Source organism: Occallatibacter sp., assembly GCF_035317045.1.
In the GTDB taxonomy this organism is placed as follows: Bacteria; Acidobacteriota; Terriglobia; order Terriglobales; family Acidobacteriaceae; genus Telmatobacter.
The window spans coordinates 61,441-86,289 of the sequence record NZ_DATHHT010000027.1 but is presented as its reverse complement, the minus strand read 5'-3'; the positions used below and the strand labels follow the sequence as shown (position 1 = coordinate 86,289).

The 24,849-nt window shown below is 58.2% G+C and carries 15 protein-coding genes; 6 read left to right on the top strand and 9 right to left on the bottom strand.

Going from position 1 to position 24,849, the window contains the following annotated elements; genetic code table 11:
- The first annotated feature begins 171 nt into the window (after positions 1–171).
- A complete protein-coding gene (locus VK574_RS13400) occupies positions 172–1,305 on the top strand; it encodes a VWA domain-containing protein (protein WP_472800348.1) in 1,134 nt (377 codons plus the stop codon).
- A gap of 60 nt (positions 1,306–1,365) precedes the next feature.
- Here the strand turns inward: VK574_RS13400 and VK574_RS13395 are convergent, their stop codons facing one another.
- Positions 1,366–1,662 carry an antibiotic biosynthesis monooxygenase family protein gene (locus VK574_RS13395; RefSeq protein WP_472800347.1) on the bottom strand — a complete coding sequence of 99 codons (297 nt, stop codon included), beginning with the start codon at positions 1,660–1,662 and terminating at the stop codon, positions 1,366–1,368.
- 437 nt (positions 1,663–2,099) lie between these two features.
- On the opposite strand from VK574_RS13395, the gene VK574_RS13390 reads away from it, so the two are divergent.
- Positions 2,100–3,842 carry a CHASE3 domain-containing protein gene (locus VK574_RS13390; protein ID WP_472800346.1) on the top strand — a complete coding sequence of 581 codons (1,743 nt, stop codon included), beginning with the start codon at positions 2,100–2,102 and terminating at the stop codon, positions 3,840–3,842.
- 155 nt (positions 3,843–3,997) lie between these two features.
- Here the strand turns inward: VK574_RS13390 and VK574_RS13385 are convergent, their stop codons facing one another.
- From VK574_RS13385 to VK574_RS13375, 3 genes are all read right to left on the bottom strand, one after another.
- A complete protein-coding gene (locus tag VK574_RS13385; RefSeq protein WP_472800345.1) occupies positions 3,998–5,167 on the bottom strand; it encodes an FtsX-like permease family protein in 1,170 nt (389 codons plus the stop codon).
- On the bottom strand, positions 5,164–6,465 hold the full coding sequence (locus tag VK574_RS13380) for an ABC transporter permease (RefSeq protein WP_472800344.1): 1,302 nt from the start codon (positions 6,463–6,465) through the stop codon (positions 5,164–5,166). Before VK574_RS13380 ends, VK574_RS13385 begins: the two co-directional genes overlap by 4 nt.
- A 122-nt stretch (positions 6,466–6,587) precedes the next feature.
- On the bottom strand, positions 6,588–9,875 hold the full coding sequence (locus VK574_RS13375; RefSeq protein WP_472800343.1) for a chitobiase/beta-hexosaminidase C-terminal domain-containing protein: 3,288 nt from the start codon (positions 9,873–9,875) through the stop codon (positions 6,588–6,590).
- 1,077 nt (positions 9,876–10,952) lie between these two features.
- Here VK574_RS13375 and VK574_RS13370 point away from each other — a divergent pair.
- From VK574_RS13370 to VK574_RS13360, 3 genes are all read left to right on the top strand, one after another.
- On the top strand, positions 10,953–12,602 hold the full coding sequence (locus tag VK574_RS13370; RefSeq protein ID WP_472800342.1) for a multicopper oxidase family protein: 1,650 nt from the start codon (positions 10,953–10,955) through the stop codon (positions 12,600–12,602).
- Between the two features lie 141 nt (positions 12,603–12,743).
- Positions 12,744–14,822, top strand: a complete 2,079-nt coding sequence (locus VK574_RS13365; protein ID WP_472800341.1) for an alkaline phosphatase family protein — start codon at positions 12,744–12,746, stop codon at positions 14,820–14,822.
- A gap of 262 nt (positions 14,823–15,084) precedes the next feature.
- Positions 15,085–17,934, top strand: coding sequence for a serine/threonine protein kinase (locus VK574_RS13360; RefSeq protein WP_472800340.1), 2,850 nt, complete (start codon positions 15,085–15,087; stop codon positions 17,932–17,934).
- A gap of 71 nt (positions 17,935–18,005) precedes the next feature.
- On the opposite strand, the gene VK574_RS13355 is transcribed toward VK574_RS13360, so the two are convergent.
- Both VK574_RS13355 and VK574_RS13350 read right to left on the bottom strand, forming a co-directional pair.
- A complete protein-coding gene (locus VK574_RS13355) occupies positions 18,006–18,464 on the bottom strand; it encodes a hypothetical protein (RefSeq protein ID WP_472800339.1) in 459 nt (152 codons plus the stop codon).
- Positions 18,465–18,552: 88 nt separating this feature from the next.
- On the bottom strand, positions 18,553–19,167 hold the full coding sequence (locus VK574_RS13350) for a sigma-70 family RNA polymerase sigma factor (RefSeq protein ID WP_472800338.1): 615 nt from the start codon (positions 19,165–19,167) through the stop codon (positions 18,553–18,555).
- Positions 19,168–19,260: 93 nt separating this feature from the next.
- On the opposite strand from VK574_RS13350, the gene VK574_RS13345 reads away from it, so the two are divergent.
- Positions 19,261–19,926: a hypothetical protein gene (locus VK574_RS13345; RefSeq protein WP_472800337.1), complete on the top strand. Its 666-nt coding sequence runs from the start codon at positions 19,261–19,263 to the stop codon at positions 19,924–19,926.
- Positions 19,927–20,099: 173 nt separating this feature from the next.
- On the opposite strand, the gene VK574_RS13340 is transcribed toward VK574_RS13345, so the two are convergent.
- The 3 genes from VK574_RS13340 to VK574_RS13330 form a co-directional block, all read right to left on the bottom strand.
- Positions 20,100–23,117, bottom strand: a complete 3,018-nt coding sequence (locus tag VK574_RS13340) for an FAD-binding and (Fe-S)-binding domain-containing protein (protein ID WP_472800336.1) — start codon at positions 23,115–23,117, stop codon at positions 20,100–20,102.
- A gap of 130 nt (positions 23,118–23,247) precedes the next feature.
- Positions 23,248–23,820, bottom strand: a complete 573-nt coding sequence (locus VK574_RS13335) for a hypothetical protein (protein ID WP_472800335.1) — start codon at positions 23,818–23,820, stop codon at positions 23,248–23,250.
- Positions 23,821–23,879: 59 nt separating this feature from the next.
- The gene (locus VK574_RS13330) at positions 23,880–24,662 is read right to left on the bottom strand and encodes an enoyl-CoA hydratase/isomerase family protein (protein WP_472800334.1); all 783 of its coding nucleotides are present in this window, start codon (positions 24,660–24,662) and stop codon (positions 23,880–23,882) included.
- Positions 24,663–24,849 lie beyond the last annotated feature (187 nt).

Below are 24,849 nucleotides of genomic sequence, written 5' to 3'. Positions count from 1 at the left end.
ACGCGGCGGCTATTGGTATTTCGAACGGATTGTAGCAGGATGCGACACTCAATTGATACTGAAAAAGCGAAGAAAAAGAGAAAACAGTAAAGAGGCGTATTCCCTGTCACGAAGCAAACAAATATGCAACAATCCGGTGGACAAAACTGTCCCAATTCAAGGGGGCATCCCATGCACAAAACTGTCCGCTTTCAGCGGCACCGCTTCGCCGTGCTGGCGGTCGCTGCCGTAGTTGTCGTAACCGGTGTGGCACGGCATGCGTCGGCGCAGAGTCCCGCGGAACACAGTGCGGCGGTGCCGGCGCAGAATGCCGGCGCGGCACCAGACGCACAAAAGACGATGACCATCCACGTTCAGCTCTCTGACAACCAGGGTCATCCCGTCGAGGCATTACAGGAGGGCGACTTCACCCTTCTCGACAACAACCAGCCACAAAAACTGCTCGGGTTCCGGGCCGTCGATGCATCGGTTCTGAAATCTGATCCGGTGCAGGTGGTGATTGTGGTCGACATGATCAACGCCGACGCAATCACAGTGGCGCGCGAACGCGAGGAAGTCGGCGCCTACCTGAAGGCAAACGGCGGCGAACTCCCCAATCCAACCTCGATCGCGCTGATCGAGGACAGTGGAGTGAAGGTCCTGCCGGTTTCAACGCAGCATGGAGATTTGCTGCTCGCCTCCTTCAATCAAACGCACTCAGAACTCCGCGGAATCGGCCGAGGGGGAGGATTGTATGGAGCCACCGAGAACGTTCAGAAGTCGCTGCTCGAACTGGGCCAGTTGATCCAGTACGAGGGCAAGAAACCTGGGCGCAAGCTGGTCCTGGTTGTCGGCCCGGGATGGCCATTGCTGAGCCTCGCCGGGGATCGGGCGGATAGCAAGCAAAGAGCATGGGTGTTCAGCAATATCGTGCAATTCACGAATTTGTTGCGCGACTCGAATGTTGCGCTTTATTGCATCGACCCGTTCGAAGTGGGGGGTACAGATCTGTTCGAATACAAGGGATTCCTGAAAGGCATTTCAGCAGTCAAGGATGCCACATATCCCGACCTCGGCCTTCAGGTGCTGGCGACACACACGGGGGGACAAGTGTTTATCAGCGGCCGCGATATCCTCGGTTCGTTGAAGATCGCTGTTCGCGATGCGAGCGGAGGCTACGACCTGACCTTCGCGCCGGCGCCCGGCGATCGGGTGAACGAATATCACGCTCTTGATGTACGCGTGGACAAGCCAAACATCAAGGTGCGGACCACCTCGGGATACTACGCGCGCGTTCAGTGGGTGCGTGACGGAAAAGGTCAATGAGCTGAACAGGGCTAGCCTTGGCGGACCGCGCTGAGCCCGTAATCTGACGTTTGGTCAGATTCAAACCGTATACGCTCCGATGCGCGTTTCCCGCGAGGTCAGCGCATCGCACAATCGGTCCAGTGCCTCATAGGCCGTATCGTTTTGCTTGCGGAAACTCCGAAACGCCTCTTCGCTGGCCCACCGGTCGATCGTCAGATACGACCCCGCAATGTACGCATCACGCAGCAACTCAGTCCCGAGATACTCCGGAGAACTGCGAAACAGCTGAGCCCAGTTCCCTTCCGGCCCGTATGCCGCCTCAAATGCGGATACCTGTTCCTCGGCAATTTCAAACTGCCACACCACCAAAAACATGCGCCCTCGGCTTCTCGTTCCATGGTAGCGCATGCAATGTGGCCTCATGCGTTACGCGCATTCGCTCTCATCGAGTTGGCCAACTGGTCACCCAACCCGGCCGCACGTTGCCAAGACCTAATTCGCGGATGATCTGCCGTGACAATTCAGCACGAACGAGGGTGCCCCATCCAAGCTCCGCTTGGGTGGGAAAGCACGATCTGACCATCGGTGCTTTTCATTTTTTCCAGGTGTCGCGTAGCGACATCCACGACTGCGGTCCGGCGATCGATATGTTGGTTCGATCCAGAAAGGCAATGGGCGCTCAGCAGAAAAATGCAGAACACCAGCCACGCGCGCATTGGCACCTTGCGCGTCCTGAAATACTATCGATTCAGCCGGATATTGGCGGGGCTAAGGATCGGCAACTCTCGAGTTGCACACTCAACGGGATTCCAATGCAAACCAGGTTCAAGAGGTTCAGTGTCATTGCCGCCTTCGCACTGCTTCTTGCGGTGCTCATCGTGAATGCGGCGATCACGAAGAGACAACTTGACCGGCAGGTTGCGACCGGGCTTTGGGTCGCTCATACCCATCAGGTTCAGCTCAAACTCAGCGAAACTCTTGCGCTGCTCACAGATGCCGAAACCGGCCAGCGCGGCTTCCTCTATACAGGGGAGGAACGATACCTTGCGCCATACAATCTTGCAATTCGACAGATCCAGTCGCGGATAGACGAGCTCTCTCGCTTGACTGCGGACAATCCCAGCCAGCGAGCCGCAATCAGACAACTTCGTTCGCTGGCGCGCGAAAAGCTTAACGAACTTGCCGCAACCATCGCGCTCTACCGCTCCGGCAAAGTCGATGATGCTCGAAAACTAGTGCTCAGCGACGCTGGACTCCGTACGATGGAAAACATTCGCACCGTCGTTGCCTTGATGGACGAGGAGGAAAGCCGCCTCGAGAGTGATCGCGATGCTTCCTATCGCGCCACCATCCGGCTTACGTCGATCTGTATTTATCTCACCACGGTCATCGCGGCATTCGGTCTGGTTCTGCTGGCTTTCTTCATTCTTCGGCAAATGAATCTTCGCGAGCGTCATACACGCGAGATACATGCGCGCGAAGAGTGGTTCCGTGTAACGCTCAAGAGCATTGGTGACGCCGTTATCGCAACCGACCAGAATGGACACGTTACATTCTTGAACCCGGTCGCCGAAGGTCTAACCGGCATTTCAACCGCAGAAGCGATGGGCAAGAGCATTCTGGAAGTTTTTCCGATCTTCCACGAAAGCACGATGGCGCCTGTTGACAGCCCTGTTGTACGCGTGATCGCGGAAGGGCGCGCAATGGGGCTCGCGAATCACACTGTGCTCCGCCGAGCTGACGGTACCCTGACCCCAATCGATGACAGTGCTGCTCCGATTCGGGATGACAGCGGCAATTTGATCGGCGTTGTCCTGGTCTTTCGCGACATCACGAGTGATCGGAAAACAGAGCGCGTATTGCGCAATACCGAGAAACTGAATGCCGCGGCGCGCCTCTCGGCTACCGTTGCTCATGAGATCAACAATCCGCTCGAGGCCGCCGTCAATCTTGTCTATCTCGTCAGAATGACTCCGGCGTTGCCCGAAGACACCGTGCGGCAGCTGGCACAGGCAGAACAGGAATTGGAACGGGTCGCCCACCTGACCCGGCAAACACTCGGATTTTTCCGAGACAAGAATGCACCTGGTCCCGTTCAAATGGAGGCCCTTGTCGAGTCGGTACTTCGCATTTACTCGAACAAGATGAGAAGCAAGAGAATCACCATTCATCGACGATTCGAAGAATGCCCCCCGATCCGCGGTGTCGAAAATGAAATCATGCAGGTTGTGTCGAATCTCATTTCGAATGCCGCAGATGCTGCGGCGACCGGAGGAGTCGTCGCGATCACCCTCAAATGCCTCGAAGAGGCAGGAAAAAGCACGGTTTATATGAAGGTGGAGGATGATGGACCTGGGGTCGCCGACGAACACAAGGATCGGATCTTTGAACCCTTCTTTACCACGAAACAGGATGTCGGCACTGGGCTCGGCCTGTGGGTATCTCGCGAGATTATTGAGCGGCACGGCGGCACTATCCAGTTAGTGAAGCGCGAGGACGGCGCTCAGGGTGCAGCTTTCAGCGTCGCTTTCGAAGCCGCCCGGCGTTCGATGTGATCGCTGCTGGCAGCCTGCGCGATCACGCGCCGTTCCCATCTGAAGATCAATAGCCGTTGCCACAACAATGAAACGGTTCTTCCCGGCCTCGTAGATCCAGCGATGTCGGAGCCCCGCGTCTTCGAACCGCCTCTTGGAATGAGTCACAGCCGTACCTACACGGCACGCAGTGCACCGATCGGCTCCGTCGCCGCCGCTCGCGCCGCCGGCAGCGCAGATGCCGCCATCGTCAACAGCAGCATCACAGCAGCACTCAGCGCATACAGCAGCGGATCCGTCGGACTCACATCGAATAGAAACGAACTCACAATCCGCGACAGCGCCACTGAGCCCGCCACGCCCAGGCCGCATCCCAGCATTGCCAGTTTCACGCCGCCCGCCAGCACCATCCATGCAATCTTGCCGCGCTCGGCTCCCAACGCCATCCGGATCGCAATCTCCTGCACCCGCAGCGTGACCGAGAAAGCGACGACTGCATAAATCCCCGACACCGCCAGCAACAGCGCTCCCAGGGAAAATGCTCCGATCAGCCCGGTGTTGAATCGCCGCGGCGCTTCGGTGTTGGCCAGCGCATCCACCATCGGACGCACCTCCTTGAGCGCCAGCATCGGATCTACCTCCGCCACCGTCGCGCGCAGTGTTTGCTCCATCTGGTCCGGCGGCAACGCCGAACGCAGCACGATATATCCGCCTGCCGCATTGGTCAAATTGTCCGGCGCATCCGTGCCATTCAGCGAGTCCGGCTGATCCGTCGGCAGGTAGTACTCGTCTCCGGCCAGCTCATCGCGCGACCGCCTGGTGTCGCCCACCACGCCTACCACGGTAGCCCAGGGCAGCCCGCCGTTCGGATTTCCAAGATGCATCCGCTTTCCCACCGCGTCCTGTCCCGGCCACGCGTGCTTGGCCATTGACTCGTTTACGATCAGCACGAGCTGTGCGCCGGTTTTGTCCTCGCGTGTGAAATACCGCCCCTCTCTCAGAGGAATTCCCATCGCACGGAAATAGTCGCCATCACTCACGGTGCATGGCGCAAACTGCATCTTCCAGCTATCCATCCGCACGCCCTCTATCGTGTAGTCCGCCATCGGCACAGACGCCGTCGCGGGCAGAACCTCGGCCATCCCCGTCGCCACAATTCCCGGCTTCCCTGCGAGACGATCAAGTACTTCACGGTTAAATCGCTGTGCCGAAGATCCCGTGCCATACTGCTCGAGCGGCAATTGATACCCAGCCACCAGCACGTGGTCCGGCCGAAATCCCGGATCGACCGCCAGCATCTTCTGGTAGCTGCGCACAAACGCCACCGACACCGTCAGCAGGATCATGGCAATCGCAATTTCCGCCACCACCAGCGCCGATCGCAGCCATGCATGGCTCGTCCCGTGCTGGTCCGCCCGCTTTCGCGCAGACTCTCCAGCAGGTTGGTCCGCATCGCGGCAAACGCCGGCACCACGCTACACAGCGCGCCCGTCGCCACCGCCAGGAGCAAGGCAAATCCCGCTACCCCCTGGTCCATGTGGATCGCATCGATGCGCGGCATGGACTCCGGCAGAAGCACCAGCGCCGTCTTCAGCGCCACCGCGGCGGACGCGAATCCCAACAGGCCGCCAGCCACGCTCAGCAGCAGTCCTTCCGCCAGCGCTTCGCGGATCATCGCGCCTGCCCTCGCGCCCAGCGCCAGCCGCACGGCATACTCCCGGCGCCGCCGGATAGCCCGCACCAGCATCAGAATCGCCACATTCACGCAAGCGATCGCAAGCACGATCAGAACCGTGAGAAACAGCGTTCGCAGCAGCGGCCGGGCGGAGTCAACCACTTCCTCCCGCAGAGGCGCCGCAGCCCCGCGAATGCGAATCGCCGAAAGCTTCGCCGGAAAATCGCGCATGATTTCGTGCGCCACGCGATCGGCATCCTGGCTGGCTTGCTCCACGCTCACGCGATCCTTCAAGCGCGCCACCATGTTGAAACGCCATTCGGCCGCGTGGCTCTCGGAGAGATCTTCCGCAGTCAGGCTCATCGGCACCCACAACTGCGCCTGCCCCAGCCGCCCCGTCTCCAGCGGAAATTCAAACTCACGCGGCATCACGCCCACAATCGTGAAGGTCTTCCTATCCAGCACCATTGAATTGCCGATAACATTGGGATCTCGATGAAACCGATTCAACCACATCGCATAGCCAATCACTGCTAGCGGTGCATGCGCCGAATCTTCCTCTGGTGTGAACACCCGTCCCAGCATCGGTGCCACACCCAGTGTCTCGAACGCGCGCGCCTCCATGCGTGCGGCGTGAATCACCTCCGGCGTCCCACCGCTCGCAAGCTCATAGGTCATCCGTGTGTAACCGCCCGCCGCCGAGAATGCCGTGGCAGCCTTCTCATACGTTGCCAGTTCGCGCGCAGTCACGCCGATGCCGGTGTTTTCGCCCACATGATCGCCGAGCGCTACCAGTCGCCCCGGATTCTGAAACGGAAGCGGCCGCAACAACACGCCTTCCACCAGCGAAAAGATCGCCGTCGTTGCGCCAATGCCGGCCCCAAGCATCAGCACCACCGCCGCCGCAAATCCCGGCGCTTTGCTCAACTGACGCAATGCATAGCGAAAACTGCTCAGGAACCCACCCACGCGTCACCTCCGGGAAAAATGACGAGACGGCAAAGCAACAGACCGCCGCGGAAGCATGCGGCAAGCATACTGTGGTCCACCCGCTTGAGACCGCTGAAAACGAAAACGGATAAAGCGGCAACTTAGTTCACAGTAAACGGAATATTCACGGATTGCGTAGTCGTTCCGTTTGTTCCCTGAACAGTCAGCACGTAATTTCCGATTGTGGTTGTTGCCTGGGTCTGGACGAACACGTAACCGGTCACAGCGGCAGTTCCTGAGATAGTCCCCGGTTGTGTGGATACCGTGCAGGTGGGAATACTCACCGCACCGGCCGGGCCTGTCACAGAGCAGGTCAGCGGCACTTTCCCCGTAAATCCCCCGCTCGGAGTAACAGTGACCGCCTCATGGATTGACCCGCCGCGCCAGGTGATCGTAAACGGATTACCCGCCAGCGTGAACGATGCGCCCGTGGAAGATCCAATGACGTATGCAGCGCTCGAAACCACGCTGGTCCCCATCGTGGGGCTGATGGCAATCGCCTTGATGGTAAGCGAGGTCGAAACCGGAATCGCACTCGTATACACCGCCGACGTAGCCGTGGGGGTAGAGCCATTGGTCGTGTAGTAGATGGTGGCGTCGGGAGTCTTGCTGCTCAATACAACGTTCTGCGGCGAGGAGTAAGTGCCCGAGCCCGGCGAGAAGTCAGGATGCACCGCCTGGGTCGTGTACGTCCAGCTAATGAGCTTCTGGCTTGAAGAGAGCCCTCCGGTCCCCCCGGTGAAACCGACATATGCCGTATTCGCGCCGACAATTTGCGGAATGTTGATCGCCTGCGAAAAGGTGAAGGTTTTGTTTGTGACGAGATCGAGCAACTTTAGAGTGATCGTAAGGCCGGTATAGGAAACCGTCGCCTGGATCGAATCTCCGCTCCCCAACTGAATCCCGCTCGGACTGATGTCCACCGTCGGCAGAACAGGCGCTTGTCCATTGCTATAAATGCCGGTGGAATCGCTCCCCTCGCCGTTGTAGTTATAGAAGTTGAACTTGATCGCGACACTCTTCGTGATGTCCTGGTATCCGAGTCCCGCCGAGTTTCCGCCGAGCGCGGTCGAGCCCATATTCTGAATGGTGAACGTAAACCCGTTTGCCTGTGCATTGGACAATTGGAACTGGAAGGTCGTGCTAAACGCCTGGATGTTGATCGGCGTATTCCAGAAGACACTGCCGGCCTGATTCAATCCGCCGTTGGTCAACTGCAATCGGGTATCGTTGGTGCCCACGGCGCTGCCATTCAGTTGCAGTCCTGCTGTTGATGAAAAACCGCTGCCGAAGTTGATCGTGTTTCCCCCGACCTGAATCACATAGGCGGCAGTGGTCACGTTGCTGTTCTGGAGAGCAGGATCGATAGCGATGGCTTTGATGGTCTCTGAGACGGTAACGTGGATGGGTGCAGAGTAAAGAGTCGACGATGCGGAAGGCGTAGAACCGTCGGTGGTGTAGTAGATTTTCGCGCTCGCATCGGCGTCAGACAATGTAACGTTCTGCGCCGCCCCATAGGTTCCGCCGCCCGGGGCAAAGATCACCGGCGCAGCTTGGGTCGTGAACGTGAACACGGCACTGCTTACACTGCTCTGCAAAAATCCGGGCGCACTTGCGATCGCCTTGAGGTTCGTGTCGGCGCTAATGGTGATGGGCCCCGCGTACTCCGTTGAGGCTGGCGTCGGCGTCGTTCCATCCAGTGTGTAGAAAATAGCCGCCGACGGAGTCGCAGAGCTAAGCGTGACGCTCTGGCTCGCGGAGAACGTGCCCCCATTTGGGCTGATCAGGGGAGCTGCAGTCGTCGATTGGCCATTCAGCAGTCCGTAAACATCAACTTCTCCATGCGCCGCAACATAAACCTTTCCGTTTGTCACCACCGGGATGGAGAACTTGTTGGCAGCGCCCGCGTGGTCGCGTGTCGCGTTGGTATCGCTTTCATAGATCGTGTTGGTCAGATCGTTCGCATCCCAGGCGTAAAGCACAGCAGGCCCATTGCTGTTGAACTGATCTGAGCGTACTGCCCAGGCGATGCCGTTCTGCGCTCCGTCTGAGGAGACCGAGAAGGTGGGGTCCGGAAATGCAGACGTAATCGTGGATTGGCTGTCAGGTTGCGAATCCATGACACCGCCATTCAGCTTGAACAACATTGGAACATTATTCTCAGCCCAGAAATAGACGTTTCCGTTCCAGTAGGCAGGAGTACTCCAGAAGCCTACGGCCTGCGGAATAACGTCGGAGATATCCTGCAGTGCATTCGTATTGGAGGAAGCTCCTGAAGCAAAGCCGCCGAGGTTATCCCGATTCAATACAACGATTCGTCCCTCTTTGCCTCCTGTGATCAGCAGATGGGGATTCGCGCCCTGCTGGTCAGGCGGCATCAGCAGGCCACCGGAACCCTGGTCCCAATCATGGTTATTCAGTATCTGGTAATTAAACGGCGTGAACTCATCCACGGGCGTGATCTGTCCGTTGGCAATGTTAAAGGCCACAACGCTCTCGCCATACTCAGTGCTGGCGTTGAAGGGCGGCGCGCCCGATCGCGTACCATTTCCGGTCACGATGAACATGCGTCCGCCCGCCACGGTTGTATCGATGGGCAAGCCCGCGCCTGAAGCCCAGATACCCGCGCCCACGCCGTTCGGCGATAGGCATAGCGCCGTGGTCTGTTGCAGCGTCGTTGCGTTGTAGGCAAACAACCAGCCGTGCCACGGACCGTTGTCTCCGTGAGCTGCGTAACCAATGTAGACATAGCCGTTATAAAAATCGAGTGCTGGCCGCTGATTCTCCCATAGCGCGCTGAAGGAGAGCTGCCCGCCGGAGCTGCCGTTCCCGGTGCCCGCGACCGTCGCGGTGATATTCACGGGACTATTGGGTTGCTCTGTTCCAGTCACGATGTTGATTGCGTGCAGCCGCGAGAAATACACGCCGCTCTCTTTGGTCGATGTCACCACGAACATCGTATTCGTCGCCGGGTCGATCGCTGGAGTGCCTGTAATCCCCACGGTAGGCGCCACGTCCGGTGAGCCGTTATCCTGCCACGGCACCGCAGTCGCTCCCGCTCCGGCTCCGTAATTCGAAGTCAGCAAACTCGCGTGCCAGATCGGATTCGCATTCGCGCCTCCATTGGAATCCGCGTCGAAAGCGTAAATAGAATCATTTTCGGTGGCCACGAACAGCACATTGTGGACTTGGCCGTCACTCATCTTTATCCCAGGCACGTAGAGTGGCTGAGCGTAAACGGTGCTGTCCACCGGAAGCGAGAACAGCTTGCCGAACGAGTTCGTATTCACGTTCGAAGGGTTCAGCGCCGTCTCGCTCGTGTTCTGTCCGGCGTGGCCTGGATCGTATCGCCACGTCAACACAGGAACCGGCGTTGGTGTTTGCGCCAACAGCACCTGCGCCATCACGCACAGCAGGGACCAGGCGAAAATGCGAGAGAGAGCCGAAGATCCGAAATGGTGGCAATGGCTAGGAAGCGACGACTGGGAATGGGAGCGGAACGACCTGAACCTCACGAACATATGATCTTCACCCGGGAACAATGGAATACACTGCAGAGCTCCTTCGTCATCCAGAGGAGACAGGGAGCAAGGAACGTTGTCATCGTTGTGAAACTCGAATGCAGTTGAGGAGATCGAAAATCAGGCGATGCCCTGCGGATGAAGCGCCTCTCGCGATCACAGCTCTTACGGCTTCCAGCTATGCGTTGCCCTTATCAATCCATTGATACCTCATTGATGAACCAGGCATTTACCGGCCTATCCATCATCTTTTCGAACCCGGCGAGATAGCCGTCATCGGCCCGCCATTTAAAGAAGTGCCGCAGAACCGCATCGCTTTCACGTCCGCGCCTGGTTTTTAAGTTTGGTAAGGAAATTGAGGCTCGTCAGGGCATAAGCCCTCATCATGAATGGATGTGCGCATACGGTTACCCCGTTGCTTCTACAAAGATGAATTTTGCACCTGGCACCTTCGATCACTGGCGTCTCGGACGTTACTCGTCAATATCTTGCTGCAACGATTTCAGCAACTCGCTCCCTGCCAAGTGCCCCCAGCTCTCGCCTCTGAGACCTGGGAATCGATGAAAGCACTCCTCCGACACTAGGCTAATGGGGACGATTTTCATCCCGATCCGTAGCCCGAGGGCTCATGCAGAACTCCGATATCCTTTATCCAGGCACCCCAGCTGCGCGGCGTTCCTTTTTACATGGAGTTAATCTTCGTGGTGAAAACTAGCAAGGTTCCATTCCCCCGCATTGGCGAGTGAACGTGCAGAGCCAAGGGATCGCAGCCTTCCCATGTCCAAATTTCGATGGGTACCGATTTTTGTTTTCTGTCTTACGTCCCGGTGCGCTCTTTTCCAAGCGGAACCAACACGTGCGCAAGCAGTGGCCCAATCGACGTGTCCGCGCCCTGCGGTTGGCAGTGTGGTCGAGGAGCCGGAGGATTTGCGGAGCCGAAATGGGGTGCTGGAAGCGGAACTCACGGCGCGCGATGTCCCTGACGTGCACGGCAGCACGCTCTATTGTTATACCGATGCAGCGGGTCGCGAATCGCCGACCTTGCGGGTGAAACCGGGCGATCTGGTGATTCTTCATCTGAAGAATGCGCTGACCCCGACGGATACGGCGAAGGCGTCCTCGATGGCCGCGCATAACCATCGCACATCTTCTCCTGAGGGCTGCGGCGGTGGAGAAATGAGTGCGGTAGCAACAAACCTTCATTTTCATGGTCTGACGATTCCCCCCGTTTGTCACCAGGACGACGTGCTCAACACATTGGTCCAGCCTCGGGATCCGACATTTGAATATCGCTTTCGGATACCAGACGATGAGCCGCCCGGTCTGTACTGGTACCACCCGCACATCCATGGATTCAGCAAGCAGCAGCTGCTCGGCGGAGCGTCGGGAGCGCTGATCGTGGAGGGCATCGAGCGTGCAAAAAGAGTGTTAGCTGGCCTTCCGGAACGGGTCTTCGTCATCCGCGACCAGGATCTCGTGAATCCAAACGCTCCGCCTGCGAAATCAGAGCCGGTGGTTCCGAAGTTCCTGGTAGACCGCGATGGCGACGCGGCCAACACTGGAACGGGTTTCGGCAAACCGGCGAAGGATCTGTCGATCAATTACGTCCCCGTGCCTTATCCGGATTATGCTCCGGCGGTGATCGAGATGAAACCAAAGGAGCGTCAGTTATGGCGGGTTCTCAATGCTTCGGCCATTACATATCTGAATATAGAGGTCTTGTTCCAGCACGCGTCGCAGCCTTTAGGCCTGGTGGCCATGGATGGTGTGCCAATGAGCCACGACGATCCGCAGGGTGAGTTGGTGAATTGGCAGAAGCATCTTGTCGTTCCTCCCGGAGCCCGGGTTGAGTTCATTTTGGATGGACCTGCGGAAGGGGAAGACGCTCTGCTGGTGACGCGAACCGTTGATACAGGCCCCGGCGGCGAGAACGATCCGAATCGCATGCTGGCAAAAATTGTTTCCACGCCGACTGCGCCGGAACCGCACTCAAGGCTGAGCAGCACTCCGGAACCACTAGCGGTGAACGCGGACGCATGGCTTGGCGATGTCACCCCGGTACGCGTGCGCCGGTTGTATTTTTCAGAGAAGCTTGATAACCCCGATGATCCCACCAGCGCGATCGAGTTCTATCTGACGGAGGAAGGCCAGCAGCCGAGGGAGTTCGATATGCATTCGAGCGAGCCCAACATTGTTGTCCAGCAGGGAACGGTCGAGGATTGGATTATTGAGAACAGGTCAAGCGAGCTTCATGACTTCCATATTCATCAGCTTCACTTTTTGCTGATCGGTTACATGGGCAGGCCAATCAACGAAAACTTCTTACGAGATACAGTGAATGTCCCATATGACAACGGACATAGCCTGGCTTATCCGAGCGTTCGTTTGCGCATGGACTTCCGCGATCCGAACATTGTGGGAACATTTGTGTATCACTGTCACATTCTGGAACACGAGGACAAGGGAATGATGGGATCAATTCGCGTGGAGGCGCCGGCATCGTCGAATCATCAGGCGAATGAGGCGACACAGGTGGGAGGATCAGATGCGGGAACGTCTTCGCGCGTGGTCCAACGCCCATTAAATTCTCATTGAATTTAATACGCCGCCATACGCACGCAGCGTCGATAAAAAACGCTCGATGATTCACCGGCTTTTCATCGAATTAGCATTCTGGAGAAATGAGTTAGAAATATATCTCTTCCAGTTGAGGTAACTCAACTTTGGAGGATTTAGATGACCGTGAAGTCCCTCGCATCCACGGCAATGAATGTTGTCCGCACCGGGCTGGTATCCGTCTCGATATTCCAGTTCGCTATTGGCAACAGCTTTGCTGCCGGAGCTTCCCCCGAGAAGCAGCCGTCACGCGATACCGATACTGCCACACCGATCAAGCACGTGATCGTTATTGTTGGCGAAAACCGCAGCTTCGATCACGTCTTTGCTACGTATGTGCCGAAAAAAGGCGAACGAGTGTGGGATCTTTTGTCCGAAGGGATCGTGAAGGCCGACGGAACGCCGGGCCCAAACTTTTCGAAAGCGGAACAGCTTGCAGCCAATGACACGAAGTCAGACGGATACCTTCTCGATCCGTCGACGAATTCATTTGCTGGTTCCGTCTTGCCGGCGCCTCTCGCCGGAGGGCCGATGGACTCCTTCGTCAAGAATGACAGCCTCAGCTTGGCCAGGAAATCTGAAAACGGCTTGCCTGCCGATTACTACGGATATCTCGTCACTGGGGGTAGCGGCCTGACAGCAAAGACTCCGGACACTCGCATCAAGGCTGTGAACGCGCTTCCGCCGGGTCCTTTCCAACTCACGAACGGGGACACCTTCACCTATAACTCCTACGCCGCCAGCCCTGTCCATCGCTTCTATCAGATGTGGCAACAGCTGAATTGCAGCGCAGCGAATGCCACCCAGGACAATCCTTCAGGATGCAGCGCGAAGTTGTTTCCGTGGGTTGAAGTAACTGTGGGCGCCGGCACCAACGGCCTGGCACAGCCTGCGAATTTCAATACCGAATACGTCGCTGGCGACACGACAACCGGTGAGGGCTCGACTTCGATGGGCTTTTACAACGTGCAAAACGGCGACGCACCCTACTTTAAGCACCTCGCCGATACCTATGCCATGAGCGACAACTTCCATCAATCCGTGAACGGTGGAACGGGCGCCAACCACATCATGCTCGGGCATGCCGACATGATCTGGTTCAGTGATGGCAACGGGAATCCGGCAGTTCCTCCGCATAACGCAACGGTCGATCCCGGAACGAAGAACGCAGGTGTGGTCGATGAAATTGAAAATCCGAATCCAGCGAAGGGCACGAACAACTGGTATTCCGAAGACGGATACGGCGGCGGTTCGTTTGGAGTCGCTTCGTTCGGCGGCGGATCCTATACAAATTGCTCTGACCTGAAACAGCCCGGCGTTGCCGAGATTCGAAACTATCTGAAGTCGCTTTCGAACCCCGTCGATCCGCGCTGCGAGAAAGACCGCTACTACCTCTTGAACAACTACAACCCCGGGTACTTCGGCAACGGCAACAACGCCTATACCGATACCAATTCAAATAACACGGTCTTCACGATTCCACCGTCTTCAGTGAAGAGCATCGGCGATGTGCTGATCGCCGCGAACATCTCCTGGAAATATTACGGCGATCAGTGGAACAACTACGTCCCCGATCCATATCAGCTCAACTTCTCGGCTATCGGTAAGAACACTGACGAGTATTGCAACATATGCAACCCGTTCCAGTACGACACCTCCATCATGAAGAATCCAACCGTCCGCAACGCTCACATTCAGGACACCGAGAACCTGTATGCGGACATTAAGGATGGCAATCTTCCGGCGGTCTCGATTGTGAAGCCCAGCGGATTGGTCGACGGTCACCCGGCCTCTTCGAAGCTGGACCTGTTTGAGGGTTTCACTAAGAAAATTGTGGATGCCGTAAAAGCGAATCCGACCCTATGGGCGGATACTGCCATCTTCATCACCTTCGACGAAGGCGGCGGGTACTACGACTCGGGATATGTTCAGCCGGTGGACTATTTCGGCGACGGTACGCGCATCCCGATGATCGTCGTTTCGAAATACTCCACGGGTGGACACATTTCGCATGAGTATTCCGATCACGTCTCGATCCTGAAGTTCATCGAACGGAATTGGGGACTGAAAGCGATCACTCGCCGCAGCCGTGACAACTTCCCCAACCCAATCACTACCGCGGATAACCCCTACGTGCCGGTCAATAGCCCTGCACTTGGTGACCTATTCAGTCTCTTCAGCTTTACAGATAGCGAGTAGAGGTCCGATCCTTCGCCCGCGCCGGAGTTGGATTACCAACTCCGGCGTTCGATTTTGATCGTGGAGATACAGACTGCAGGCGATTCGTTGCCCCATATCTCGCCTCTCAGACCCGCGAAGCGATGAAGGCCACTCCGCAGTACGGCGGACGCGGTTTCAACAACTTCCCACTCCAAGCGGTGCTTAGGAGCATCAATCGTGGTCTATCGATTCGGTGTCATGTTACTGTAGGTGACATTCTCGTCGGGTCGGAAACCAATAGATGGAGAATCAACAGGTCTTTGCAGAACGTCTCTTCGGAGAGGCTCTCGATTTGCCGCGGGAGGAGCGCGCCGCGTTCCTGGCCGGGGCATGCCGCGATACGCCTGCGGTGCGGCAGCTGGTTGAGGCGCTGCTCGTAGAGAACGACAGGCTGAGCGGATTTCTCTCCGATCCTCCGTACAAAAAGGCAGAGACGTTGGCTGCGATTCTCTCGCCGGGTACGCGGCTGGGGCGATTCACCATCGTCGATCAGTTAGGCGCGGGCGGCATGGGCGTCGTGTATCGTGCTCGCGATGAAAAGCTGGAGCGCGAAGTCGCCATCAAGATGGTGTCAAAGGGCGTTCTGGCCAGCGAAGAGGCGCGCCGTCACTTTCGCCGGGAGGCACTGGCGTTGGCCAAGTTGAACCATGCTCATATTGCGGCGGTATACGACGTGGGCGAGCAGGACGGCGCGGATTTCCTGGTGATGGAGTTGGTGGAGGGACAGTCGCTGGCGGCAAAGCTCCGCGTAGGTCCGCTGAAAGTGAACGAGGCGACCGTCATTGCGCGCCAGGTAGCGGATGCGTTGGGCGAAGCGCACGAACACGGCGTAATTCACCGCGATCTGAAACCGGCGAATGTCATGATCACGCCAAAGGGCGACGCCAAGGTTCTCGATTTTGGCCTAGCCAAGCTCCTGACGACGGGCGTGGATGCCACCATGTCGGTGGCGGAGACGCGGGGGCTGCTCGGCACTCCCGTATATATGTCCCCGGAACAGGCGCTCGGCAAGAGCGTGGATGCGCGAGCGGATTTGTGGAGCCTTGGAGTCCTGTACTTCGAATCTCTGGTGGGACGACCACCGTTTGCGGGAAACAACAGCCTAAACGTTTTGCATGCCATCACTGCAACGCCCACGCCGTCAATTCGCACCTTTCTGCCGGAATTACCACCGCTGGCCGAGCACATCGTGAACAGGGCGCTCGAGAAGGATTGCGATCTGCGCTACCAGCGCGCAGCGGAGATGGAGACCGACCTGAAGCGGTTGTCGCGGGATCTTAATCCGGGACTGGCTTCAGTGAGTTCCGTTTCAGTAGCAGGTTCAGTGGCACCGGCGGAGGGTCGGCGCGGCCGCCGCGGTGTGGCGATGGTCGCAGGTCTTGTGGGTTTGCTTTTCCTGCTGGCTGTTGCGTATGTTCTGCGCCCAACTGTGCCCCCGCCGCGCGTGATCGCAATCAAGCAGATTACGCATGATGGAAAACGGAAGATGTACACGCCAGGGTATCGAGTTCAGAACTCGATGGTCACCGATGGACTACGGGTTTACTTCCAACCGCTGGAATATCAGGGCCTGCGGCTGGTTTCGGCTGAGGGAGGGGAATCTGCAAAGCTGCCGGTTCCATTTGACCTCACGGCGCTTATCGGCTTGTCACGGTCGAAATCCGAACTCCTCCTTTTAGGGCCACCGAACAATTCGCAACAGTTTGACAGTGGAGGCCTTTGGACTATGCCCGTGTTGGGCGGCCAGACACGACGAATCGGAGACATGGTGGTCCTCGATGCAACCTGGTCTCCGGATGGAGCTTCAATCTACTACGGGGCTGGGCCCGATATCTGGGTGTCGCGAAGCGATGGAAGCCAGAGCCGGAAGATTCTTACCGTCGTTGGAGAACCAAATTGGATTCGATTTTCTCCCGACGGAAGGCTCATGAGATTCGGGGTGCGCGACGAGAAACGTAACACCAATACGCTGTGGGAGGCGCGCGCCGATGGAAGCGGCCTGCGGCGTTTGTTGAGTGGAGATCAGTGGCCCAATGAATGTTGTGGATCATGGACACAGGATGGAAAATATTTCGTGTTCGCTTCGACGCGCTCTGGAGCCTGGAATCTGTGGGTGGTGCGGGAAAAGCAGGACTGGTGGCGAAAGACGAATACAGAACCGGTAGAACTGGCGACGGGAGCCTCGATTGCCCAAAGCCCGCTGCCGAGCCTTGACGGTAAAAGCATTTACTTTATCGGGATCACCAAGCGAGGAGAACTGGAGCGTTTTGACTCAAAGAAGGGTTCATTTGTGCTATATCTTCCTGGAGTCTCGGCCAATACGTTGGCGTTTACGAGAGACGGGTCCAGGATTGCCTACACCAGCTTGCCTGAAGGGAAACTCTGGGTGTCCAAGTCTGACGGCAGCGAAGCTCGCCAGCTGACTTTCGCACCCCTGAAAGCCGGTCTGCCTCGATGGTCGCCGGATGGAAAGCAAATCGTCTTCGCTGGGGCCGAGCCGGGTAAGACGCACCAAGTCTATATGATCCAGGCGGAAGGCGGAAATCCGGAGCGGCTGACCAACGGAGAAAACGGAAACTCGGACCCCTCCTGGTCACCGGACAGCGATGCGATCGCGTTGGGCGCCACCGTCGACACGGCAAGCTCATCCACGCAACACCCGATTCAAATCTTGAACCTGAAGAGCCACCAACTGACTGCACTGCCGGATTCAGGTCGATACTGGTCGCCGCGCTGGTCTCCCGATGGACGCTGGATCGTGGCAATTGATTCTCAAACCGGCGCGCTAGGACTTTTTAACTTCAGCACCCAGAAGTGGGAAGAATTGACGAAGCTGCAGGGCGGGTATGAAGACTGGTCGCGGGATAGTGAATGCGTCTATTTCTTCGGCGGCGCGAACCCAGAACACTCGCCTGAGTATCGGGTCTGTCTCAATGACCGTCGTCCTCAGCTTGTGGCAGACCTGCGGCAAATTGGACAACCGACAGCGGATTGGGGAGGTTGGAGTGGAACAACCCCGGATGGCTCGATCCTGGCTGTGCGCGACACCAGTCTGGAAGAGATCTACTCGCTCGAATTGGATCTGCCTTAGCATCGTCCGCAAAACGGTTCGGGCAGGAGCATCGGTAAATGCTCCTGCTCGGATCGGATCAGATCTGAACTTCACTTCGACTGCGCTGCGCCGTTGGAGTTGGACATCAGCGCTAGTTGAACACGGCTGGGAGCGAGGTGGTTGGCGGCGAAATCGCGGGCCGCGCGACGCTCTGCTGCCGACTCGGATACGGAGGCGTGAAGCGAGCCGCTGGCGGGAGCGTATTCCGTGAGGAAATAGCGATCGCCATACTTGCGGAAAACTACATACCCGGCTTTGTTCTGAGTGGGGTCGTATCCCGCCTGAATCATCGCCCATGCGGAGTGATTGCCGCTGTTCAGGGTCAGGATGTTCTTGTCCCGCATGGACACGGTGTAGACGCCTGCCGCGAAATGCTGCGTCCCGTAATCGAATGCGAAAGGCACAGCGACCTTGGTGGAGGGCCGGCCGGTTTGGGCGATCACTGTCTGCGACAGGGACGCAATGGCAACGAGGGTGGCAAGGGCGATGGTGCGGATAGTCGTTTTCATGATGATCTCCTTGGGGAAGGGGTCTTGATGACCGGCTTCACTTAGGAGTGCGCAATGAGGACAGAAAAGGGGCCACGCAAATCAAAAATTATTTTGGGGCGCCGGCCGAATCCTCTTCTCCGGTTCCGTTTGGGAGCGGCGCGCCGGGATTGAGTTCGCGGAAGAGAAAGATGCGGGCGAGAGCCCAGTCGCGTTTTACTGAGCGCGGCGCGACATTGAGGATTTCGGCGATCTGTTCGACCGAGAGGCCGCCAAAATACCGCAGCTCGACAACGCGGGCCTGGCGAGGATTGTTTGCCGCAAGCTTTGCCAGGGCTTCGTCGAGGAAGAGGACTTCGTCAAGACGCTCAGGCGAGATGGCGAGGTTGTCTTCCATTTCGACGCGCTTGAGGCCGCCGGCGCGCCGCTCAGCGTTGTGCTGGCGCGCATAGTCGACAAGGACGCGGCGCATAACGTGCGCTGCCAGGCCAATGAAGTGGGAGCGATTCGTCCATTCGATATCCTCGCCAACCAGGCGAAGGTAGGCCTCGTTGATCAGCGCGGTGGCCTGCAGTGTGTGACCATCGCGCTCGCGTCGCATATAGGCGGCGGCGATGCGATGAAGTTCCGCATAGACGAGAGGAAGCAGATTCTCTGCGGCCGTGGAATCGCCGTCATGCATGGCCTTGAGGAGCAGCGTGACTTCTCCGGGGGTGGGGTCCATCGACGTCTCCTGTTTTGCATGGTACAGCGAATGTTCTCGTTGCGTGATACCCGCGTCCGACTTCGGTAAGATGATATTCAAATCAAGCTGCTAATGGATCCGTTGCGTTTTCGAGGGGGACAACTGTCCAGAAACGGAATTCGGCAAAACGGGCGCGAGAGCTTTGGACTATCGCCTCAGAATCTGCGCACGCTTCGCGCACTCAAGACGCCCTCGCAAATCCAGAAATTCATTGACGCGATCGAGTACCAGTATGCAAATACCGCGTTGTCTCCCCAACGCGTGTTGCGCGAGCGCAAAGGGCACTGTCTCGAGGGAGCCATTCTTGCCGCCGCGGCTTTCCGCGTCAACGGCTATCCACCGCTCCTGATGGATCTGGAGTCGGTGCGGGACGACGACCACGTATTGGCCGTCTACCGCCAGCACGGCCTGTGGGGAAGTGTTGCCAAGTCAAACTTCGCAGGACTGCGTTTTCGCGCGCCTGTCTATCGCACGCCGCGCGAACTCGCGCTCAGCTACGTCGACCACTATTACAATCTGCGCGGCGAACGTACATTGCGCACCTACTCGGCCCCGGTGAACCTTGCGCGCCTCGACAACCGGCATTGGATGACCAGCGAAGATGACGTCTGGTGCGTCCCGGAACTGCTTATCGCCGCGCGGCATTACCCGCTTTTCCCTGACAAGGTGGCACGGGCTCTTCCGCGCCTCGACCGCCGCAGCTTTGAAGCCGGCATGCACGGCTGGACGAAGCACTAGACCGCTTTGCTCATGTCAAGCCTTCATCGATGATCAATGTCGCTATGTCATTTAAAACAAACGTCAAAAGAATTGCTGGCTTTTGCAGATAATTTCCCCGCTGGGAGACGTATAGATAGGGGGGTGACCAATTGAACGACACCCAGGGAGGCCAGATCTACGAGGGCTGACCTCTAACCGCACCCGCAACTCCGCGCCAGCAGTTCGGCAAAGTGTAGCGCCTGCTTATGCCCCAGTTGTTGAATCTGTTCGCGGCAACTGAAACCGTCCGCCAGGATCACGGTCAGCGGACCCGCCGAGTCCACCGCCGGCATCAATCCATCGCTCGCGATCGTCTTCGACACTTCATACTTTTCTTTCTCGAATCCGAAAGGGCCCGCCATTCCGCAGCATCCCGCCTTGATCGCCTCCACGTTCGCGCCCGCGCGTTTCAGCAGCGCGATCTCACTGGCCGGTCCGCCGAATACAGCCTTGTGGTGGCAATGTCCATGCACCAGCACCTTCGCCCCTTCAAGCCGCGCCGGAACCCAGTCAGGAGCCTCGGCCGCGAGCCAGTCTGCCAGCAGCCACACCTGCCTGCTCATGCAATGTGCCCGTTCGTCTTTCGGAAAGAACTCGAGAAGTTCGTCTTTGAAAACACTCGCGCAACTCGGCTCAAGAAAGATGAACGGCATTCCGGCATCGATCTCGGGAGCCAGGCGCCCCAGCACGTCGGCGAGATACGCCCGCGCCTGATCGAGAAAGCCAAAGTCGTAGAGAGGCCTTCCGCAGCAGATGTGGCGCTTCGCCGTCTCAACCGTGAAGCCCGCTCCGCTGAGGACAGTCTCCGCCGCAACCAGTGTCTGCGGGTGATAGTAGTTGTTCCACGTATCCGGCCACAGAAAAACGGTTTGAGATTCGTCGATTCCCACCCTTGCGTCTGAACAGCGCCGCAAGGATGGGGCACCCAGGTTCGGCGCCACGCGAGATGTCACATACGGTTTGTTTGCGAGGCTGGGCAAACTGCGCTGCGGCGCAACGCCGGCGATCCGCTTGATGATCGGGCTTGTAAGGGCGCTGGTAAGAATGGCATTCGTGATCCCCGGCGCCATCGAGCCGAAGCGCGCCAGCTTGTCCGCGAATCCGAACACGTAGTTCTGCAGGGGATGCAGCCGTCCCTTATAGTGCTGCGCCAGGAACTCCGCTTTGTACGCAGCCATATCCACCTGCACCGGACACTCCGTCTTGCATGCCTTGCAGCTCAGGCACAAATCGAGGGCCTCGTGTACCGCCTTGCTTTGATATCCCTCTGCATGCAGTGACCCCGCCAGCATCTCCCACAGCAGGTGCGCGCGTCCGCGCGTGGAGTGCTTCTCGTCGCCTGTCGCGCGATAGCTCGGGCACATCACGCCACTGTCCGTTTTCCGGCACGCGCCCACGCCTACGCACCGCTCGGTAGCGTGCTCCAGCGAACCCTCATCGCGAGCGAATGCAAAGTATGGTTTGAACTCGACTCCAGCACTTTCACCCGCGCTTTCTTCCTGACGCGGGCCAGCCGAAGGCGATTGGTGGCTCTCAATTCCTTTACGGAGGTTTTCGATGGGGTCGTATACACGAACCGCATCAATCAGCTTCCCCGGGTTCATGCGGTTATCTGGATCCCACAGCGCTTTGAACTCGCGAAACGCCTGCATCAGCTCCGGCCCGAACATCTTGGGCAGGAGCGCCGCGCGCGCTTGCCCGTCGCCATGCTCGCCGCTCAGCGAGCCACCAAAGCCCAGCACCACATCTGTGGCACGATCGAGAAACTCGCGAAAATCGCGAAGCCCCTTTTCGCTGCGGAAATCGAAGTTGATGCGCATGTGCACGCATCCCTGCCCGTAGTGGCCGTAGAGCGGGCTCGAGTAGCCATACTCCGCCATCAGCGCGGCAATGCTGCGCAGATAAGCTCCCAGCTTCTCCGGCGGAACGGCAGCGTCCTCCCAGCCTTCCCACCGATCCGGCTCACCCGGAACAAACACCACCGCTCCCAGCGCCGATTCGCGCACGTACCACACGCTCGCTGCTTCCGCAGGCGTGCAGATATGCGCAACCGGTGGGTTGCGCCAGCTCTGGCAATCGCGAGCGAGCGCCTCGGCCTTTGCCTGCGCTTCCTCTGCGCTCCAGGCCCCCATCTCCACCAGCAGGAATCCCACACCGGGCGGCAACTGGTCGAGTTCCTTCAGGGCCAGGCCTTTGCGACGCATGAACTCAACTAGCAGTTGATCGAATCCCTCGAGCCCGATGGGCTTGTGCTCCAACGCCAGCGGCACCGCATCAGCCGCGACGAAAGGATCGTCGAATCCCAGCACCGTGAGCACGCGAAAGGGAGGGCTCGCCGTCAGATTCAGCGTGGCCGACAACACGGTGGCGCAGGTGCCTTCGCTGCCCACCAGCGCCTTCGCCACGTTGAAGCCATTCTCCGGCAGCAACTCGTCGAGGTTGTAGCCGGAGACACGCCGCGGAATCCGTGGAAACTTCGAGCGCACCAGGTCGCCATATTGGTCGCGAATACGCTTGAGGCCGGCGTAGACTTCGCCTTTCCGCCCGCCTGCGCCGATGATGCTCTCAAGTTGTTCCGGGCTCGAGCGGCCGACGGTCATGCGTGAGCCATCGTAGAGCACAATCTCGAGCGACTCCACGTTGTCGACGGTCTTGCCGCCTAGCAATCCGTGCACTCCGCAACTGTTGTTGCCGATCATGCCGCCCAAAGTGCAGCGCGAGTGCGTCGCAGGATCTGGAGCATAGGTCAAATGATGCTTCTCTGCCGCATCGCGCAGGCGGTCAAGAACAACGCCGGGCTGAACTGTCGCCAGCTTTGCCTCTGGATCGATCGAAGTAAGGCCATTCATGTAGCGCGAAAAGTCGAATACCACTGCAACGTTCGCGCACTGGCCGGAGAGACTGGTTCCACCGCCCCGCGGCAGTACCGCGGCGCCCAACGCGCGGCAGGCTTCGAGTGCAGCTTCGACGTCTGCTGCATCGCGTGGCAGAATCACGCCGATGGGAAGCTGGCGGTAATTCGACGCATCCGTCGCGTAGAGCGCGCGCGAACCTGCATCAAAAAGCACGTCGCCGCGAAGCCTGGATTTCAACCGCGCTTCAAGCTCGCGATGCTCGCTGAACTGCTCGTGGTCGAGACGAGGCTGATTGAGAATGGTGAAAACGCCCACGTGGGAATAGTAGCGCGCTCAAGGCATTTCTCCTTCAGCGACAGCCTGTTGCATCGTATTGGGGTGGTAATTTCTTAAGGAAATTGCCACTTTGCCGAGAGGCTTCGACGACAAGCTGAAGGAGAAATGCTCAGCGTGTCGGCCACTCTTCCACAACAATGCCCAACTCGTTCAGCTGCTGGATTGCGGCCTCTACATTGCGCCGGATCTTCGGGCGGTCCTTCGCGGGGGCGCCGGGAAGCTCTGCCACCGCCACCACGCGGCCATATTGCCATGCACTCGGGGGCAGTGCAACCATCGCTTCAGGAAGATCTTTGAGGCGAATTTCGATTTCCTGCCGCCGTGCCGCTTCTGGACGCAGCATGGTGCCTTTGCCCACGTCGCTTGAGTTGGCGTCCGCCTGCACAATGCGCAAGGTAATGGCATCCGGTCCAACTGCGAGAAACGGATTTGCCCATGCCGACGGATCGTGTACATCCACATACATGCTCTTGGTTGGGAGCGAAATGCGGGAAAGCGCCGCGCGCTGCTGATCGCTGGCAGTAGCACGCGCCTGGGCTGCAGCCTGCGCCTGGTGCTCGGCATTTACGGCATTTTTGGCCACGCCTACGACGGCCTGCTCTTCTCGATGGCAGGCAACTAAGGCGACCGCCAAAAGCGCGATCATGGCTGCAAACCCAGCAGCTTTGGATGGAAGGATCACCAGTCAAGAATATCAGGGGCTCGGTCCTTACTCAGCCTGCTGATCGGGGACTGGGCAGCTTACTCGCCTTTCCAGACCGGAGTCCGTTTTTCAAGGAAAGCCCTGGTTCCCTCGGCTTTATCCGCGGTGTCGCAGAGATGCCCGAACCGATCCGCCTCGCGCAGCAACGCAAGATCCAGCGGCAGATCGAGTCCTTCGTCTACCAGCCGCAAGGTCTCTGCAATCGCCAGTGGCGCCTGGGCCGCCATTTCGCCCGCCAGCGCTTCGGCGCGCTGCATCAACTCGGCGCCAGGTACTACCTCGTCGACAAGACCGATCCGCAACGCTTCACGGGCATCGATAATCGCACCGGTCAGCAGAAGCTTGAGTGCCGCTCCACGTCCAACCAGCCGCGGCAGCCGCTGCGAACCTCCATATCCCGGGACCACTCCCAACTTCACCTCGGGCTGTCCGAATTTCGCGTCGTCAGCTGCGATCCTCAACGAGCAGGCCATCGCCAGCTCGCAACCGCCTCCCAAGGCAAACCCTCTTATGCAGGCGATTACGGGTTTGTTCAGGGTTTCGATCTTGCGGAAAACCGCCTGGCCCCGAAGCGCAAAGGCCTTTCCCGCACCTTCCGCCGCGGCTGCCAGTTCGCGGATATCTGCGCCGGCTGCAAAGGCGCGTTCCCCGGCTCCGGTAAGCAAAGCCACTCGCACTTCTCTGTCCGTCTCCAGTTCGTCGAACACGGAACTCAATTCGGCAAACGTCGCCGCGTTCAGGGCGTTCAGTACTTTGGGTCGGTCCAGAGTGACGGTGGCCAGCATCCCGTTCTTTTCGACGCGAATGTTTTCAGTTTCCATGTCTATGCACTTTACTCATTTAACCGCAGCTTCAAGTGTGTCTGTCAATGGCGAGAGGCACGCTGTTCGGGGACTACCCCCCTATTATCCCGTCTCATTGGGTAAATGTCCTATTTGCAGCAGACTACAGAGGAGGTTGCCGTCAAAGGTCTCTCTCCTTTGGACTTAGCTGTAGAGGATTCTCTTA

Coding starts and splice junctions, on each gene's coding strand:
- VK574_RS13355 (WP_472800339.1), bottom strand. CDS start 18,464: ATGAAAACGACTATCCGCACCATCGCCCTTGCCACCCTCGTTGCCATT.
- VK574_RS13400 (WP_472800348.1), top strand. CDS start 172: ATGCACAAAACTGTCCGCTTTCAGCGGCACCGCTTCGCCGTGCTGGCG.
- VK574_RS13350 (WP_472800338.1), bottom strand. CDS start 19,167: ATGGACCCCACCCCCGGAGAAGTCACGCTGCTCCTCAAGGCCATGCAT.
- VK574_RS13330 (WP_472800334.1), bottom strand. CDS start 24,662: ATGGAAACTGAAAACATTCGCGTCGAAAAGAACGGGATGCTGGCCACC.
- VK574_RS13390 (WP_472800346.1), top strand. CDS start 2,100: ATGCAAACCAGGTTCAAGAGGTTCAGTGTCATTGCCGCCTTCGCACTG.
- VK574_RS13385 (WP_472800345.1), bottom strand. CDS start 5,167: ATGATCCTGCTGACGGTGTCGGTGGCGTTTGTGCGCAGCTACCAGAAG.
- VK574_RS13395 (WP_472800347.1), bottom strand. CDS start 1,662: ATGTTTTTGGTGGTGTGGCAGTTTGAAATTGCCGAGGAACAGGTATCC.
- VK574_RS13345 (WP_472800337.1), top strand. CDS start 19,261: ATGGATCCGTTGCGTTTTCGAGGGGGACAACTGTCCAGAAACGGAATT.
- VK574_RS13365 (WP_472800341.1), top strand. CDS start 12,744: ATGACCGTGAAGTCCCTCGCATCCACGGCAATGAATGTTGTCCGCACC.
- VK574_RS13360 (WP_472800340.1), top strand. CDS start 15,085: ATGGAGAATCAACAGGTCTTTGCAGAACGTCTCTTCGGAGAGGCTCTC.